The organism is Gordonia marina (assembly GCF_052036135.1).
Lineage (GTDB): Bacteria > Actinomycetota > Actinomycetes > Mycobacteriales > Mycobacteriaceae > Gordonia.
The window spans coordinates 120,176-135,588 of record NZ_JBPSDN010000009.1; the positions used below are offsets into that span (position 1 = coordinate 120,176).

The 15,413-nt window shown below is 70.5% G+C and carries 13 protein-coding genes and 1 tRNA gene; 7 read left to right on the forward strand and 7 right to left on the reverse strand.

Annotated elements, in window-relative coordinates; genetic code table 11:
- Window positions 1-312: 312 nt before the first annotated feature.
- From ACSEEN_RS07800 to ACSEEN_RS07810, 3 genes are all read right to left on the reverse strand, one after another.
- A complete protein-coding gene (locus ACSEEN_RS07800) occupies window positions 313-930 on the reverse strand; it encodes a dTDP-4-dehydrorhamnose 3,5-epimerase family protein (protein WP_371308333.1) in 618 nt (205 codons plus the stop codon).
- 115 nt (window positions 931-1,045) lie between these two features.
- Entirely contained in the window at window positions 1,046-1,921 is an 876-nt protein-coding gene (gene rfbA / locus ACSEEN_RS07805; protein ID WP_298444333.1) for a glucose-1-phosphate thymidylyltransferase RfbA, read from the reverse strand.
- Between the two features lie 131 nt (window positions 1,922-2,052).
- The gene (locus ACSEEN_RS07810; protein WP_371308332.1) at window positions 2,053-2,496 is read right to left on the reverse strand and encodes a hypothetical protein; all 444 of its coding nucleotides are present in this window, start codon (window positions 2,494-2,496) and stop codon (window positions 2,053-2,055) included.
- 137 nt (window positions 2,497-2,633) lie between these two features.
- On the opposite strand from ACSEEN_RS07810, the gene rfbB reads away from it, so the two are divergent.
- Complete coding sequence (rfbB, locus tag ACSEEN_RS07815) at window positions 2,634-3,638, forward strand: dTDP-glucose 4,6-dehydratase (protein WP_440712842.1); 1,005 nt, start codon at window positions 2,634-2,636, stop codon at window positions 3,636-3,638.
- Window positions 3,639-3,658: 20 nt separating this feature from the next.
- Window positions 3,659-4,675 (forward strand): UDP-glucose 4-epimerase GalE, encoded by a 1,017-nt coding sequence (gene galE, locus ACSEEN_RS07820; RefSeq protein WP_440712843.1) that lies wholly within the window; start codon window positions 3,659-3,661, stop codon window positions 4,673-4,675.
- Window positions 4,676-4,947: 272 nt separating this feature from the next.
- On the opposite strand, the gene ACSEEN_RS07825 is transcribed toward galE, so the two are convergent.
- A complete protein-coding gene (locus ACSEEN_RS07825) occupies window positions 4,948-6,192 on the reverse strand; it encodes an MFS transporter (RefSeq protein ID WP_440712844.1) in 1,245 nt (414 codons plus the stop codon).
- On the reverse strand, window positions 6,189-6,818 hold the full coding sequence (locus ACSEEN_RS07830; protein WP_440712845.1) for a GntR family transcriptional regulator: 630 nt from the start codon (window positions 6,816-6,818) through the stop codon (window positions 6,189-6,191). Before ACSEEN_RS07830 ends, ACSEEN_RS07825 begins: the two co-directional genes overlap by 4 nt.
- Window positions 6,819-6,979: 161 nt before the next feature.
- Here ACSEEN_RS07830 and ACSEEN_RS07835 point away from each other — a divergent pair, with 161 nt between their 5' ends.
- From ACSEEN_RS07835 to ACSEEN_RS07845, 3 genes are all read left to right on the forward strand, one after another.
- Window positions 6,980-8,167, forward strand: coding sequence for an NAD(P)-dependent malic enzyme (locus ACSEEN_RS07835; RefSeq protein ID WP_440712846.1), 1,188 nt, complete (start codon window positions 6,980-6,982; stop codon window positions 8,165-8,167).
- 64 nt (window positions 8,168-8,231) lie between these two features.
- Window positions 8,232-8,307 (forward strand) — tRNA-Thr (locus tag ACSEEN_RS07840).
- Between the two features lie 173 nt (window positions 8,308-8,480).
- Window positions 8,481-8,828 (forward strand): PLD nuclease N-terminal domain-containing protein, encoded by a 348-nt coding sequence (locus ACSEEN_RS07845; protein WP_440712847.1) that lies wholly within the window; start codon window positions 8,481-8,483, stop codon window positions 8,826-8,828.
- Between the two features lie 15 nt (window positions 8,829-8,843).
- On the opposite strand, the gene ACSEEN_RS07850 is transcribed toward ACSEEN_RS07845, so the two are convergent.
- A complete protein-coding gene (locus ACSEEN_RS07850) occupies window positions 8,844-9,947 on the reverse strand; it encodes a lactonase family protein (protein ID WP_440712848.1) in 1,104 nt (367 codons plus the stop codon).
- A gap of 135 nt (window positions 9,948-10,082) precedes the next feature.
- Between ACSEEN_RS07850 and ACSEEN_RS07855 the strand changes: the two genes are divergently transcribed.
- Both ACSEEN_RS07855 and ACSEEN_RS07860 read left to right on the forward strand, forming a co-directional pair.
- Complete coding sequence (locus ACSEEN_RS07855; RefSeq protein WP_440712849.1) at window positions 10,083-10,253, forward strand: hypothetical protein; 171 nt, start codon at window positions 10,083-10,085, stop codon at window positions 10,251-10,253.
- A gap of 45 nt (window positions 10,254-10,298) precedes the next feature.
- On the forward strand, window positions 10,299-11,315 hold the full coding sequence (locus ACSEEN_RS07860) for an Rv2578c family radical SAM protein (protein WP_440712850.1): 1,017 nt from the start codon (window positions 10,299-10,301) through the stop codon (window positions 11,313-11,315).
- Window positions 11,316-11,531: 216 nt separating this feature from the next.
- Here ACSEEN_RS07860 and ACSEEN_RS07865 read toward each other — a convergent pair whose 3' ends face one another.
- Window positions 11,532-15,359: an nSTAND1 domain-containing NTPase gene (locus ACSEEN_RS07865; protein ID WP_440712851.1), complete on the reverse strand. Its 3,828-nt coding sequence runs from the start codon at window positions 15,357-15,359 to the stop codon at window positions 11,532-11,534.
- Window positions 15,360-15,413 lie beyond the last annotated feature (54 nt).

Consider the following 15,413-nt stretch of genomic DNA (forward strand, 5'->3'; position numbering starts at 1 on the left):
GGCATGGCCAGTGCTCTGTGCGTCTGCGGTCACGACCGCGCAGCCCACGCACATTACCGAGACGGCACCGACTGCTCGCTCTGCGCGGACGGTTCGTGCCCCCGTTTCCGCTCCTCCTCCGGCCTGCGTGGCCTGCTGTCGAAGGTCCTCGGGAAGTAGCCTCGTCGGCCACACCCAGATGACGGGTCACGAGGGACCATTCCCCTCGTGACCCGATATTCGGGGATGGCCGACGAGGACGCGGCGATCTGTCGCGGCCCGTCCGGGTCAGGCGTCGCTCGGCGCCCTCATCAGCGCTGCGGCCCGGTCGAATCAGCGGGCCAACGACCCGCGGTACTCCACGACAGCACCGAATTCCGGGAGCAGCCCGGAGGCGAGCGCGCCGGACAGCGAGGGTGCGGCGGCGTCCTTCTCCGACAGCACGAAGGCCAGCGGGGTGCCGTCGCGGCCGACCGTCGGCCAGCCGATACCGAGTTCGGCGTCGAGCGGATGGATCCCGTGCTCGCCACCGGGGTTGTAGCCGGTGGAGCAGAGGTAGGTGACCACCGAGCCGTCCCGCATCGAGCAGAACGCGTGGCCGAGCCCCTCGGACAGGTACACGGCCTTGCGGTCGGCGTCGTCGAGCAGTACCGCGTCGTGCAGGCCGAAGGTGGGCGACCCGGCGCGCAGGTCGACGATCACGTCGAGCACCGCGCCGGCCGTGCAGGTCACGTACTTGGCCTGGCCGGGCGGGACGTCCGCGAAGTGGATCCCGCGGATCACCCCGGCGGCGGAGACCGAGGTGTTGACCTGCGCGAGGGTGAGGTCGTGGCCGATCGTCTCGGCGACGACCTCCGCCTTGAAGCTCTCCAGGAAGAGGCCGCGGTCGTCCTCGTAGACGGTCGGGGTGAACTCCCACGCGCCCTCGATACTCAGCTCTCGTACCTGCACCGTGTTCCCTTCGTTGGTCTCGACTTCGCTCGACCGTCATAGGCCTTCGCTCGACCGCCACAGGCCTCGCCCGACCGCCACATGCGCGACACGGCCACGTCAGGGGACCCTACAGCTACAGTTCCGGACCGCGGTCGATCACGTCGAGCAGGTACCGCCCGTAGCCCGACTTGGTGAGTTCCCCGGCCCGGGCGCGCAGCTCGTCGTCGGACAGATAGCCGAGCCGCCACGCGATCTCCTCGGGCACCGCGATCTTGAGGCCCTGCCGCTGTTCGACGGTCCGCACGAAGTTCCCGGCGTCGAGGAGCGAATCGAAGGTGCCGGTGTCGAGCCAGGCGGTGCCGCGGCGCAGCACCGTGACGGCGAGCCGGTCCTGACGCAGGTATTCGGCGTTGATGTCGGTGATCTCGTACTCGCCGCGCGCCGAGGGCGCGAGCTCGCGGGCGATGTCGACCACGTCGCTGGAATAGAAGTAGAGACCCGGGACCGCGTAGCCCGACTTCGGCGAGGCGGGCTTCTCCTCGAGCGAGATCGCCCGGCCGGCGTCATCGAACTCGACGACGCCGTACGCCCCCGGATCGGCCACCCGGTAGGCGAAGATCGCGCCGCCGTCGACGTCACCGAAGCCCGTCAGCTGACTGCCGAGGCCGGGGCCGTAAAAGATGTTGTCGCCCAGGATGAGCGCGACCGAGTCGTCGCCGATGTGCTCGGCGCCGATGACGAACGCCTGCGCGAGGCCGTTCGGCTCCGACTGCACGGCGTAGCTCAGCGAGATCCCGAAGCGGGAACCGTCACCCAGGAGGTACTCGAAGGCGGCGCGGTCGCGCGGAGTGGTGATCACCAGGATGTCGCGGATCCCGGCCAGCATCAGCGTGGAGAGCGGGTAGTAGATCATCGGCTTGTCGTACACGGGGACCAGCTGCTTGCTGACGCCCTGCGTGATCGGATGCAGGCGCGTTCCGGTGCCGCCGGCCAGGATGATTCCGCGCATGCGTTCACCCTATCGGCTCCACCGGGGAGAAACGTTCTCGCGGCGGGCGGTCCCGGTGCCCAGCAACTCGCCCAACTCCCGCGGCAGCACGTGCCGCGGGCGTTTCGGCTAGGTCGTTTCGGGCGCTCAGCCTAAACGATGCAGGTCTGGTAGACGGAGTTGCTCAGATTCTTCGGGATGTATGCCTTGACGTCGTAGCAGAGGAAGTTCCTGGCGCCGCTAACGTAGATCACGCTGCGGTTGGTGGTCTTCCACACCTTGGTGTGGTCCCATAGCGACTTGTTTTTCCAGCCGCAGCCCACGTTGACGAGGTACTGCCCACCCTTGGGGAGCTTGTATTCGAATCGCGCGTGTGACGCAAGACCTCGTGTCTTGGTCACCTTGGCCCAGTTCGACCCACCGTTCTTAGCTGCGACCCAGACACCCGCAACCTCATTACCGCTCGCGCACTGAACGGTGCCACTGGCGTAGCTCGGCGCGGCCGAGGCGTTGGGTGCGAGGATGGTCGAGATCAGGGCGATCAATACCACGATCAGGCCGATTCTTCCTGCATGCATGTTGTGTGCCGACTTCATGCGCCGACGATAAAACAGCTGGGATTCCAGCCGGGGGCGGCGCCGCGAGAATCAACACAGATTCATTCATCTGTAGGAAGCGTCGGAGCGATCGGTAGAGTCGGCAGGAGCGAATCGTCAACCAAGGGGAGCCTTACATGCGGGTGCTCGTGACCGGCGGCGCCGGCTTCATCGGCGCGAATTTCGTGCTGCGCACCCTCGAGACCCGGCCCGACGCACAGATCACCGTGCTCGACAAGTTCACCTACGCCGCCAACCCGCACACCCTGGAACCGGTCGCCGGACGGGTCACGGTGGTGCGCGGTGACATCGGCGACGCGGCCGTCGTCGATCCGCTGGTCGCCGAGTCGGATCTGGTGGTGAACTTCGCCGCCGAGTCGCACAACGACAATTCGCTGCGCGATCCGTCGTCGTTCGTGACCACCAACCTCGTCGGCACCTACACGCTGCTGGAATCGGTACGACGGCACGACACCCGGCTGCACCACATCAGCACCGACGAGGTGTACGGCGACCTGGCGCTCGACGATCCCGCGCGCTTCACCGAGGAGACGGCGTACAACCCGTCGAGCCCGTACAGCTCCACCAAGGCCGGCAGCGACCTGCTGGTGCGGGCGTGGGTCCGCAGCTTCGGGGTACGCGCGACGATCTCCAACTGCTCCAACAACTACGGGCCGTATCAGCACGTGGAGAAGCTGATTCCGCGGCAGATCACCAATGTGCTGACCGGGATACGGCCGAAGGTCTACGGCGACGGCCGCAACGTGCGCGACTGGATCCACGTCGACGATCACAACGACGCCGTCTGGACCATCATCGAGCGGGGCGAACTCGGCGAGACCTATCTGATCGGCGCCGACGGCGAGGTGGACAACCGGACGGTGGTCGAGACGATCCTGCGGCAGCTCGGGCAGCCGGCGGACGCGTTCGACTTCGTCACCGACCGCCCCGGGCACGACCGCCGCTACGCCATCGACTCGACCCGGCTGCGGACCGAACTCGGCTGGTCGCCGCGCTACACCGACTTCGACGCGGGTCTGGCGGCGACCGTCGACTGGTACCGGAACCATCGCGACTGGTGGGAGCCGGTGAAGGCCGGCGTCGAAGCGTCGTACGCGACGACGCAGCGCGTCCTGAACTGACTCATTCGACGGGAGAACACATGCGTGTACTGGTGACCGGCGGCGCGGGCTACATCGGCTCGCACACGGTGCTGCAACTGCTCGGCGCCGGCCACGAGGTGGTGATCGCCGACGACTTCAGCAACGCCAAGCCTTCGGTGGTGCCGCGGCTGGAATCGCTTGCCGGGCAGTCGATCCCGGTGCACCGCGTGGATCTGACCGACCGCGCCGCGACCGCGGCGCTGCTGGACGCGGAGCCGGTCGACGCGGTGATCCACTTCGCCGGGTTCAAGGCCGTCGGCGAGTCGGTGGCGCAACCCCTCGACTACTACGAGAACAACCTGGACAGCACCCTGTCGGTGCTGCGCGCGATGAGTGCGCACGGGGTGCGGAAGTTCGTGTTCTCGTCCTCGGCGACGGTGTACGGCGAGAATCCGGTGCTGGAACGCACCGAGGACATGCCGACCTCGGCCACCAACCCGTACGGCTGGACCAAGGTGATGATCGAGCAGATCCTGCGTGATCTCGCCGCCTCGGACCCGAGCTGGCGGATCGCGGTGCTGCGCTACTTCAACCCGGTCGGCGCGCACGCCAGCGGCCGGATCGGGGAGGACCCGAGCGGCTTCCCGAACAATCTGATGCCGTTCATCACGCAGGTGGCGGTCGGTCGGCGCGAGAAGCTGTCGGTGTTCGGCGACGACTACGACACGGTCGACGGGACCGGGGTCCGCGACTACATCCACGTCGAAGACCTCGCCGCCGGGCACATCGCCGCGCTCGACCGGCTCGGCGTGATCGACGACCCGTGGTCGGTGTGGAATCTCGGTACCGGACAAGGCGTTTCGGTGCTGCAACTGGTCGACGCCTTCGCCCGTGCCAGCGGCCGGGAGATCCCGTACCAGATCGCGCCGCGTCGTCCCGGCGACCAGGCCGCGAACTGGGCGGACCCGTCGAAGGCCAACGCCGAACTCGGCTGGCGGACCACCCGGACGGTCGACGACATGTGCGCCGACTCGTGGCGCTGGCAGTCGTCGAATCCGAACGGCTACCCTGACTGAGCGGTCCGCCGGGCGGAGCCGGGCGGCGTGTGCTCCCCGTGCCGGGGCTGTCTCGGGTCGTTCTTCGTGTCGCGGGTTCCGCATGACACTCGACACGCAACAGGGCCCGCGACACGCCGATCCGGGGGCCACCCGACGGCTGAGCCACGGCCGCAGGTGAGCCGCGCCGCCCTCGGCTCGGCTTCGAGGCTCCTCGCCCGGGGGGCTCGTCGCACCTCAGCCGACGGCCGAAGAGCCATGCCGATCCCGCAGCGAGTCGCCCCGCCGGGCCCCTATTTCGCGACGCCCTCCCGCGCGAGGACGACGTCCTCCTCGCGGTGCCGGTCGGCGACCCCGCCGGACGGCCGGTACCCCGCCACGACCGCCATCCCGACGACGGCCACCGCCGCCCCGAAGATCAGCATCGCCGGATACCCGATGCCGAAGTGCTCGTGTATCCAGGCGAGGATCGCCGGGCTGGCGAAGCCCAGATAGGTGAGCCCGTAGAAGACCGCGGTGAGTCCGGCGAGGTCGTCGGGCCCGGCGATCCGCTGGACCTCCAGCAGCCCGGAGATGAGCGCCATGCCGTAGCCGGCGCCGAGGACCGCCGCGGCCAGGATCGCGACGGGCACGGTCAGCACGTGCGCGGTGTACGCCGCCAGCAGCATCCCGGCCACGACCAGTCCCATCGCCGTCACCAGGGCGCGCGACGATCCCGGACGGTCGATCCGCCGGCCGAACGTCTGGACACCGAAGCCCGCGGTGAGACCGACCACGCAGCAGACACCGGCGAAGACGATCTCCCAGCCACCGGTCTTCGGGGTGAGGAGCGCGGGGATCACCGCGTAGGCGACGGCACACGTGCCGAACACCCAGGGCGCCGTCGGCGCCACGCACAGCCAGAAGCGGAGCCGGCGGGCCGACGGGATCTTGAGATCGTCGAGCAGGCGGCCGTCGTGCGTGCCGGGGCGGGTCTCCGGGGTCCGCAGGAGCAGGCCGAAGGAGACCGCGGCGAGCGCGATGTTCACCAGGTAGGCGAGCTGGTCGGGCCACGGCCCCCACTGCGCGAGCAGCGCCGCCACGCCGGCACCCAGCCCGAAACCGGCGGTGAGGCTGAGCGCGGCACGTCGTGCCCCGGCGGTCACCGAGGCGCCGGCGGCGTCGGAGAGTTCCTTGATCCAGCTGCCGCCGACCGCCATCGCCAGACCGAGCGCGATCCCGCTGAACACCCGGCCGGCCGCCAGCAGTGCCACCGAATGCGCCCCGGCGGCGAGCAGCGCCGATCCGATCGCGGCGAGGATCGGCGACGGCAGCATCAGCGGACGGCGGCCGAGCCGGTCGGAGAGCGGCCCGCCGATCAGCAGTGCCGGCACGATGCCCAGCACGTAGGTGAACAGCAGCGCGTCGACCACCACCGCTGACACGTGCGAGTGGGCGCGGTACATCACCAGCAGCGGCGTGAACTCGTTGCCGCCCCAGGCGGCGGTGAAGACGGCGAGGCTGACGCCGGGCCAGCCGTACCGGGTCGCGGCGCTCATCGGGCGACCCCCGGAACCTCGTGGACCCCGGCCAGATGCGCGGCCAGCAGATCGTCGAACCGCGCGGCGTCGCCCGCCGCGATCGCGTCGGCGAGGGCGGCGTGGTCGTCGTGGATCCGGGCGGTGACGCCCTCATCGCGGTGCATGCTGGCCGCGGTCATCCGGCGCCGTCGTTCGCCGAGGGAGTCGTAGAAGTCGCGCAGCAGGCTGTTGCGGCCGGCGGCGACGATCAGCTGGTGGAACTCGGTGTCGATGCGGGCGAACTCGTCGCCCCGCGCCCCGCGATGCTCGGCGAGATTGGCGCGCAACTGTTCGACGAGCGCCGCGATCGCCTCGGGCCGCTCGACGACACCGCGCACCGCGTGGCCTTCGATCAGCAGCCGCGCTTCCAGGACCTCCCGCGACTCGCGCTCGCCGACCGGCACCACCAGCGCGCCGCGCTTGGGGTACAGCCGCATCCAGCCCTCCGCGGCCAGGCGCAGGAAGGCCTCCCGCACCGGGGTGCGACTGACCTGAAAGCGTTCGGCGATCTCGCCCTCGCTGATCAATTCGCCGCCGGGCAACGCGCAGGTCAGGATGAGCTCCTTGACCTCGCCGTACACCCGGTCGGCCGCCGAATACGTCATAGACACAAGATGTATTTCTACTCTCCGGGTGCGTCCGGGGTCCACCGAATATCCGGCCACGGTGAGCGCCGTCACCACCGGGGTGCAGAATCGAACCACCCCACACCGGCGCGACGGTGCGATGCAGGCCGCCGATACGCCGCCCACTCGAAGGAGCGACCGTGACCACCACGCCAGATACCAGCATCGCCACCCCCATCACCGACGACGAGATCTTCGCCGCCCACGTCGGTGGCAAGCTCTCCGTCGAACTGCGCGCTCCGATCGACACCCAGCGCGACCTCTCGATCGTCTACACCCCGGGGGTCGCGCAGGTCTCGCGCGCCATCGCCGCCGAGCCGCGGCTGGTCGACGAGTACACCTGGACCGATCGCCTGGTGGCCGTGGTCTCCGACGGCACCGCCGTCCTCGGACTCGGCGACATCGGCCCGCGCGCCTCCCTCCCCGTCATGGAGGGCAAGTCGGCCCTGTTCCGCACGTTCGCGGGCCTCAACTCGATCCCGATCGTGCTGGACACCACCGATCCGGACGAGATCGTCGAGACGATCATCCGCCTGCGGCCGAGTTTCGGCGCGGTGAATCTGGAGGACATCTCCGCGCCCCGCTGCTTCGAGATCGAGCGGCGGCTGATCGAAGCGCTCGACTGCCCGGTGATGCACGACGACCAGCACGGCACCGCGATCGTCGTGCTGGCCGCCCTCAAGGCCGCGGCCCGGCATCTCGGACGCGACCTCGACGGCCTGCGTGTGGTGATCTCCGGCGCCGGCGCCGCGGGGGTCGCCTGCGCCAAGATCCTGCGCGCGGCCGGGATCGGCGACATCGTCATCCTGGACTCCAAGGGGATCATCGGCACCGACCGGACCGACCTGAACGAGTTCAAGACCGACCTGGCGAGCTGGAGCAATCCGCGCGGTCTCCGTGGCGGCATCACCGAGGCGCTGACCGGCGCCGACGTCTTCATCGGCGTCTCGGCGGGCACCGTCCCCGAAGCCGCCGTCGCCGCCATGGCCGGCGAGGCGATCGTGTTCGCCATGTCCAATCCCGATCCGGAGATCCACCCCGACGTCGCCGCCCAGCACGCCGCGATCGTGGCCACCGGGCGCAGCGACTTCCCGAACCAGATCAACAACGTCCTCGCCTTCCCCGGCGTCTTCGCCGGGGCGCTCGACGCCGGCGCCCGGCGGATCACCGAGGGCATGAAGCTGGCCGCCGCCGAGGCGATCCTGGGTGTCGTGGGCGACGACCTCGCCGCGGACTACATCGTCCCGAGCGCCCTGGACCCGCGGGTGGCACCCGCCGTGGCCGCCGCCGTCGCCGACGCCGCCCGGGCCGAAGGCGTCACCGCCTGACCCCGTTTTGCCTCACGCCCGACCCGCTCGGTACGATCGTGAGCGCTGTCGTCTCGCGCGGCACGCCGCCTTAGCTCAGTCGGCAGAGCGATTCACTCGTAATGAATAGGTCGGGGGTTCGATTCCCCCAGGCGGCTCCACGACGAAGGCCGTGACATCCTCTGATGTCACGGCCTTCGTCGTTCGTCCGGGCGATCGCCGACGACGTTCCGTCTCCACTCGCGTCCGGTCACCGACGGGGCCGGCCACGACCCGATGGTCTCCGCGCTAGAGTAAGACGAACTATCCGGAATGTCCGTCTCGGGAGGTCGTCGTGCCGTATCTCGGCCTGATCGTGCTGGCGATCTGGGTGATCGCCCTGGTCGATGTGATCGTCGCCGACGAATACCGGGTCCGGCACCTGCCGAAGGTGATCTGGCTGGTGATCGTGATCCTGCTGCCGCTGGTCGGCTCCATCATGTGGCTGCTGGTCGGGCGCCCGGAGGGTGCCGCGGCCACGCCCCCGCCCCGGACGACCGGCTTCCCCGAGTATGAGCGGCCCGAGTATCAAGCGGCCGTGCGTGCGCACGACGACGCCGAGTTCCGCCGCAAGGCCCGCGAACGAGCGGAGGAACAGCGTCGCCGTGCACGACGGCCCGACGATCAGGCCGACGAGACCTGACCCGAAACGCGCGGGTCAGTAGCCGGGCGCGATGGTGATGATCTTGCCGTCGGACACCAGGGTCCCGGTGTCGACGTAGACCGATTTGTCGTGACGCAGCGTGCCGTTCGGCCGCACCCAGAACCGCTGCAGGATGCAGGTGCCCGTCGCCGCGTCCTGGCCGAGCGTCCAGAGCGCCTTACCGCTGGGCGAGAGCGACGCCGACTCCGGCATCGGGCCGAGCGCACCGGTGCCCGCCTGCGCATTCGGCAGGGCCCGCAGCGTGCCGTTCCGGTTGATCGCGAACACGCTGATGAAGGTCGACGCCAGATTCGGCACGTACATGAACCTGCCGTCGGGGGTGACCGCCGGAACGTGCGGGAAGAGCCCCGTCGGCTGTTCGGGCTGTCCGGTCGGAACGATCCGGCCGTCGCCGAGAATGTTGTAGCCTGACACGCTGTTGCCGGTCTCGTTCATGATGTAGACGTGCCTGCCGTCCGGCGTGATGACCGGGAAGATCGGGCCACTCCCGGTCGCGAGCCGCTGCCGAAGGGCGCCGACGGTGCCATCGGCCCGCAGGTCGAACCGGAGCAACTGGTGCAGCAGGTAGCTGCCGACGATCAACGACTTGCCGTTCGGCGTGACGGCGACCGTGCCCAGCCCGTCGACGGGCAGACCCAGCGGACGGGGCGCCCCGATCCGGTGCGCCACCCCGTCACCGCCGAGCCGGTACGCCTGAATCCTGGCGCCGGTCACCCCCATCGTCACGTAGAAGGTCCGTGCGTCCGGAGCGAATTCGAGCCCGACGGGAACGTCCGGCAACGACGCGCTCTGCCGCAGGTGGAGGCGTCCGGCGCAGTCGATCGCGTAGCTACGCAGCTGTGCCGGCACCGCGGCGCCGACCACCAGGAACCGCCCGTCCGGGGAGGCCGTCTTGGGCCAGGAGCCCATCCCGGCGATCGGATCGCCGCCGATCCTGCGCACCGGACCGCGATCGGTCGTGCGGTAGCCGACGATCGGCGTACTCAGGAAGCCGTGCGTGTACAGGTTGTAGGGAACGTCGCCGGACACCCTGCCCGACGGTGGCGGATCGGCGGCCGCGCGCGGCGACATCACCCCTCCGACCAGGGCCGATGCCATCAGAACCGCTGTGACGAGCGTTACACGTAGTTTCATTTCCCGGAAGTTACGCGTATCGGCGGTCCGCATCTGTTCAAGATTCTCGACACTTCCGGCGGCCTCCCGGCCCGCCCTACGCCACGGTAGGGTCAGAAGATGAGCGCCAAGCTGATCGCCATCCTCTATGTGATCGGGATGATCGTGCTGGTCGCGGGCGTCGACGTGCTGTTTCTCCGCGGTCGGGCCGACCTCTGGCCCCGCCTGGCCGTGAACATCGCCATCGTCGCCGTGGCCGCCGTGATCTACGTCGTCTTTCTCCGGCCCTGACCACGCCGCCTTGACGAAGACTCGAACGCATGTTCGTATTGAATCATGCGGTGGTCGAGTCAGGCGGCGGATGCCGACGACGGCGGACTGCCCGGCCTGGACCGGGCCGGGCTGGTCCGCACCGTGCAGACTCCCGAGTTCGAGGGCATCACCTTCCACGAGGTGCTCGCGAAGAGCGCGCTGAACAAGATCCCCGAGGGCGCGCAGCTGCCGTTCACCTACACGGTCAACACCATGCGCGGCTGCACTCACGCCTGCCGATACTGCTTCGCCCGCCCGACCCACGAATACCTCGACCTGAACCCCGGGCACGACTTCGATTCGCAGATCGTCGTGAAACTCAACGTCGCCGCGGTGCTCCGCAAGGAATTACGCCGCAAGTCGTGGAAGCGGGAGACCGTCGCCCTCGGCACCAACACCGACCCCTACCAGCGCGCCGAGGGCCGCTACCGGCTGATGCCCGGCGTGATCCGCGCACTGGCCGAGTCGGGCACCGGCATGTCGATCCTCACCAAAGGCACCCTGCTGCGCCGCGACCTCCCGCTGCTCCGCGCGGCACGCGGCTCGGTCGACGTCAGCGTCGGCGTCTCGCTGGCCATGCTCGACGACGACCTGCGCAAGCAACTCGATCCGGGCGCGCCCTCCCCGCGCGCCCGGCTCGACCTGATCGCCGCACTCGCCGACGCCGGCCTGGCACCGCACGTCATGGTGGCCCCGGTGGTCCCCTACCTCACCGACGACTCCTCGCAGCTCGACGCGCTCCTCGCCGCGCTGGCCGACGCCGGCGCCGCCCGCATCACCGCGTTTCCGCTGCACCTGCGCGGCGCGACGCAGGGCGTCTTCCTGGAGTGGCTCGCCGAGCACCATCCCGCGCTGGTCCGCCGCTACCGCTCCCTGTACGCCCGCGGCGGCTACGTCCGCCCGGAGTATTCGGCCCGCCTGCGCGAGAAGATGGCGCCGCTCGTCGCCCGCCACGGCCTGGCCCGGCCCGAACCCGCGCCCGCCCCGGACCCGAACGACACCGAGGTCACACCCCGGGAGCCCGCCCTCACGCTCTTCTGAGCCGGCCACCTGACACCGTCGAAGTCTGTGTTCGGCGTGAAACTGCTGCGATACCGCCATCGAGAGCGGGCCGCACAGGGACCACATGGGCATCGCCGGTGAGCCCTTCCACACGTCGGGCCGCGTCGGCCACCCCCGAATACCGGGTCGCGAGGGACGATTCCGCCGTGGCCCGACATTCGGGGGTGACCGACGAGACCGCTCGGCCGCGGCCCGTCAGCAGGGCGGCTGGTACGGCACGCCCGGCAGGTAGGTGTCCCATTCGGCCCGGCTGATGCGGTCGCCCGGACGGGCGCAGGCCGCGCCGACCAGGTCGCCGGAGTCGATCTGCCATGACATGATCAGCCCGCCCTGGCCCGCGGCGACGATCTCGCCGCCGGTCAGGAACCGCACGTCGAACACGGTGCCCGGGTACGAATGCAGCACCACGTCCTCGCGCGCGCCGTGGCCGGTGAGCGACCAGACCCAGATCTCCGAGTTGCCGCCCCCGGCGACGATCCGCTTGCCGTCCGGGGAGAAGGCCGCGCTGTAGAGCTGCCCGGCCGGACCGGTCATCACCGCGACGGTCCGCGGATGATCCGGATCGGACACGTCGGCGACGGCTACCGACTTGTCCTCGGATGTCGCGACGATCCGCTTTCCGTCGGCGGAGAACCGCACGGCCAGCGCGGAACCGTTGAAGTCCAGCGGATTCGGGTACGCGCGCGGGTGCGCGGGATCGCTCAGATCGAGCAGTCGTACCTGCCCGGAGTTGGTGGCGACGGCGGCGCGCCGCCCGTCCGGGCTGAGCGACGCCCACCAGACCCCGCTGCCGGAATCGAAGGTCCCGGCCACGCGCGGCGCCGTCAGATCGGCGGCGTCCACCACGGTGAGGGCGCGCTGATCGGTACCGCCGGTCACCGCCAGATGCGAGGCCGCGCTGTAGTCCACCGTCTCGTTCAGTCCCGTGCCCGCCAGGACGCTGCCGAGCAGATGCGGCCGCGCGGGGTCGCTGTAGTCGGCGAAGTAGACGGTGCCGGACACCGAGCCGAGGGTCGCCGTGTCCCCGTCCGGAGTCACGACCACCGCGCCGGAGAACACCGCCCCGGCGGGCGGCAGCAGCACCGGGCCGCCACTGTGCAACGCACCGTCGTCCACCCGCCACTGCGTCAGACGCCCGTCGATCTCGGTGTCGGCGGCCAGCAGCCGGCGGCTCCGCGCGCTGTACGGGATCTGAAACACGGTCTTGGGACCGACGACGGTCCGGTTCGTCACGGGCGGCCAGTCCTGGATGCGGCCGTCATCGCTCGCGGAGACCACGTGGTCGCCGACCAGCAACGCCGACGACGAGTTCGCGGCGACCGGCAGGATCCGCGGCGCACCGCCGGGCCGGTCGAGGCGATACACCTGGACGGTGTTGTCCGCACCCGCGCTGACCAGGGTGTCGCCGTCGGTACCCATGTCGAGGGCCGAGACGTAGCTGGTGTGGCCTTCCAGGTCGGGCAGCCGCTTCGGCGCGGCCGGATCGGCGACGTCCCAGACGCCGATGGTGCGGCTGCGCAGCGCCGCGTACAGCGTCTTGCCGTCCGGGCTGTAGGCCAGTCCCTGGGCCAGCTGATTGTCACGCCAGCCGAGATCGATCCGCCCGGTCGGCCGCAGGCTGTCGCCGTCGACGGCCCACAGGTCGACCCGCTGGTTGACGGTGCTCGACGCGAGCCCGCGACCGTCCGGGGTGAACTCGACCGCGCCTGACACGGTGCCCGGATCGCCCGGGACCGCGACCGGCCGCCAGTCGGCGTTCCCGGCCGAGGCGCCGCCGCGGCGCCACACCTGCAATCCGGCACCGAGCTCGGCGGCTGCCAGATACTCCCCGTTCGGGCTGGTGGTGAGCGCATTCGCGTCACCGCGCACGTCCGGCACCGCGCCGGTCCTGCGCGGATGCGCGGGATCGGCGACATCCCACACCTGGATCAGGCTGTGGCCGCCGAGCAGCAGCGTCTGACCGTCGGGGGTCAGCGCGACCCCGCCCAGGTGTTCCTCGGTGCCGTCGGCCGCGCGGAACTCGCCGATCTGCCGGTCGATCCCGTCGTCGGCGAGGCGGAACAGCCGGACCTGGCCGCTGCTGCTCGCCGCGACCATCAGCGAACCGGCCCGCGACAGCAGCAACGACCCGCCCGCGCCGGTGAACCGCGTCGGCACTCCGATCGCCATGGTGTCGATCAGCGTCGACTGCGCCTCGATGGTGGGGGCCGTCCGATAGGCGACCATCGCGAGCTGCGCGGCCAGCAGCGGATCCCGGTCACGCAACTGATTCGCCTGGATCGCGAGCTGCCGGCTCAGGGTCTCGTTGCGGGACCGCTCGGCGTCGTTCCGGTCGTGCACCGCGCTCCGGCCGGCGACGACGGCGAGGACGGCCGCCAGCACGGCGACCAGTCCGAAGATCGCCGCCGACCAGGCGAACCGCCGCAGCTGGCGGGTTCGGCGGCGCTCGGCCGCGTCCTCCTGCGCCACCTTCTGGTGTCCGGCGTGGAGGAACTCCCGGCTCGTCCGATCGGCGACGCCCGACTCGGCGCCCGCCTCCAACGGCGCGAAGAGCTCGAGCCGCGCACGACCGGGCAGCAGGTCGTCGGGCCGCCCGTCGGCGTCCCAGGGTTCGCTGAGCGCGCGCAGTCGGCGCTGCAGCAGCAGCCGCTCGCGGTCCGCGTCGAGCCACCCGGTCAGCCGGGGCCACGCGGTCAGCAGCGCCTCGTGCGTCACCTGGACCGAGGTGGCGCTCAACGTCAGCAGGCGCGCATCGGCGAAGGCCTCCAGCACCCGGTGGACCGGTTCGCCGGTCACCTCGTCGAGGTGCAGGGTGCGGCGGGTGACGGTGTCCTCGTCGACGTTCACCATGACGAGCAGCAGGTCGCGCGCGATCGTCTGCTCGCCCGAATCGAGTTCGCCGTACACCTCCTCCGCGGTCTGCTCGACGGCGCCGTCGATCCGGCCGGTCTTGACGTAGTCGGCCACGGTGAGGCGTCGTCCGTCGGACTGCTCCCAGGTGGCCCGCAACGCGTGCGACAGGAGCGGCAGCACCCCGGCGTCGACGCGGCCGCCCGAACCCGGCGCCGTCAGGTCGCTGAGCAGCAGCTGCACCAACTCGTCGTCGACCGTCGCACCGACGGTCTCGGCCGGACGCACGATCACCTCCCGCAGCTGCTCCTCGGTCATCCGGGGAACCACGACCTGCGCTTCGGCGAAGGCCTCTGCCAGGCCGGGCACCTCGGACGCCTGGGAGTAGAAGTCGGCGCGCAGGGCGAGCACCGGCACCACCGAGCGGCCGGCGAGTCGTTCGCCGAGCCGCTCGGCGAACGCGGCGCGGTCCGCGCCGGTGCTCTGCGTCCACAGTTCCTCGTACTGGTCGATCACCAGCAGCGCGGGACCGTTCGCGGCATCGTCGGCGGCCGCCAGCCGGTCCAGGGCGACGTCGAGCGCGGCCACCGGACGGTCCCCGGGAGTCATCAGTACCGCGGGCATGCCGGCGAGCGCGCCGCCCTCGCGCGTCTGCGCCAGCAGGCCGGCCTGCACCAGCGACGACTTGCCCGCCCCGGACGTCCCCACCACGACCACCGCCCGGCGCAGCACCGCACCGGAATCGCCCGGGTCCGGATCCACCGCGGCCTCACTCCGCCGGCGAACCAGCGCCACCGCCCGGGCGATCACCTCGTCGCGGCCGAAGTACCGCGCACTGTCGTCGGGGGTGAAGGGATCGAATCCGCGGTAGGGCGACGCGGCGCGCTGGCGGCGGCGTCCACCGCGCCGGCCGGTCCGCTCCACCGCGGCCCACCACTCCTCGCGGCCGGCCGGATCGACGACACCGCAGACGGTCAGGACCCGCTCGAACATCTCCCGGCTCGCCCGGGTCGGCGCGTGCTGCCCGGCGAACCAGCCGGCCACCGTGCCGACCAGCGCGTCGGCCTCCGCGGCCACCTCGCGAACACTCAGATCGTTGGCGAGCCGCAGCTCGGTGAGGGCCTTTCCGAGGTCCTCGCGACCGTAGACCGAGTCCGGTCCCAGCGTCGTCATCGTCGCTTCCCCACTTGCGTTTCCCCAGGTCGTCGTATCGACAAGCGTATCGAC

What these genes read in the sequence shown, in the direction of transcription:
- rfbA (WP_298444333.1), bottom strand. Translation starts at nt 1,921, where the DNA reads ATGCGCGGAATCATCCTGGCCGGCGGCACCGGAACGCGCCTGCATCCG.
- ACSEEN_RS07810 (WP_371308332.1), bottom strand. Translation starts at nt 2,496, where the DNA reads ATGAAGTCGGCACACAACATGCATGCAGGAAGAATCGGCCTGATCGTG.
- rfbB (WP_440712842.1), top strand. Translation starts at nt 2,634, where the DNA reads ATGCGGGTGCTCGTGACCGGCGGCGCCGGCTTCATCGGCGCGAATTTC.
- galE (WP_440712843.1), top strand. Translation starts at nt 3,659, where the DNA reads ATGCGTGTACTGGTGACCGGCGGCGCGGGCTACATCGGCTCGCACACG.
- ACSEEN_RS07825 (WP_440712844.1), bottom strand. Translation starts at nt 6,192, where the DNA reads ATGAGCGCCGCGACCCGGTACGGCTGGCCCGGCGTCAGCCTCGCCGTC.
- ACSEEN_RS07830 (WP_440712845.1), bottom strand. Translation starts at nt 6,818, where the DNA reads ATGACGTATTCGGCGGCCGACCGGGTGTACGGCGAGGTCAAGGAGCTC.
- ACSEEN_RS07850 (WP_440712848.1), bottom strand. Translation starts at nt 9,947, where the DNA reads ATGGCATCGGCCCTGGTCGGAGGGGTGATGTCGCCGCGCGCGGCCGCC.
- ACSEEN_RS07855 (WP_440712849.1), top strand. Translation starts at nt 10,083, where the DNA reads ATGAGCGCCAAGCTGATCGCCATCCTCTATGTGATCGGGATGATCGTG.
- ACSEEN_RS07860 (WP_440712850.1), top strand. Translation starts at nt 10,299, where the DNA reads ATGCGGTGGTCGAGTCAGGCGGCGGATGCCGACGACGGCGGACTGCCC.
- ACSEEN_RS07865 (WP_440712851.1), bottom strand. Translation starts at nt 15,359, where the DNA reads ATGACGACGCTGGGACCGGACTCGGTCTACGGTCGCGAGGACCTCGGA.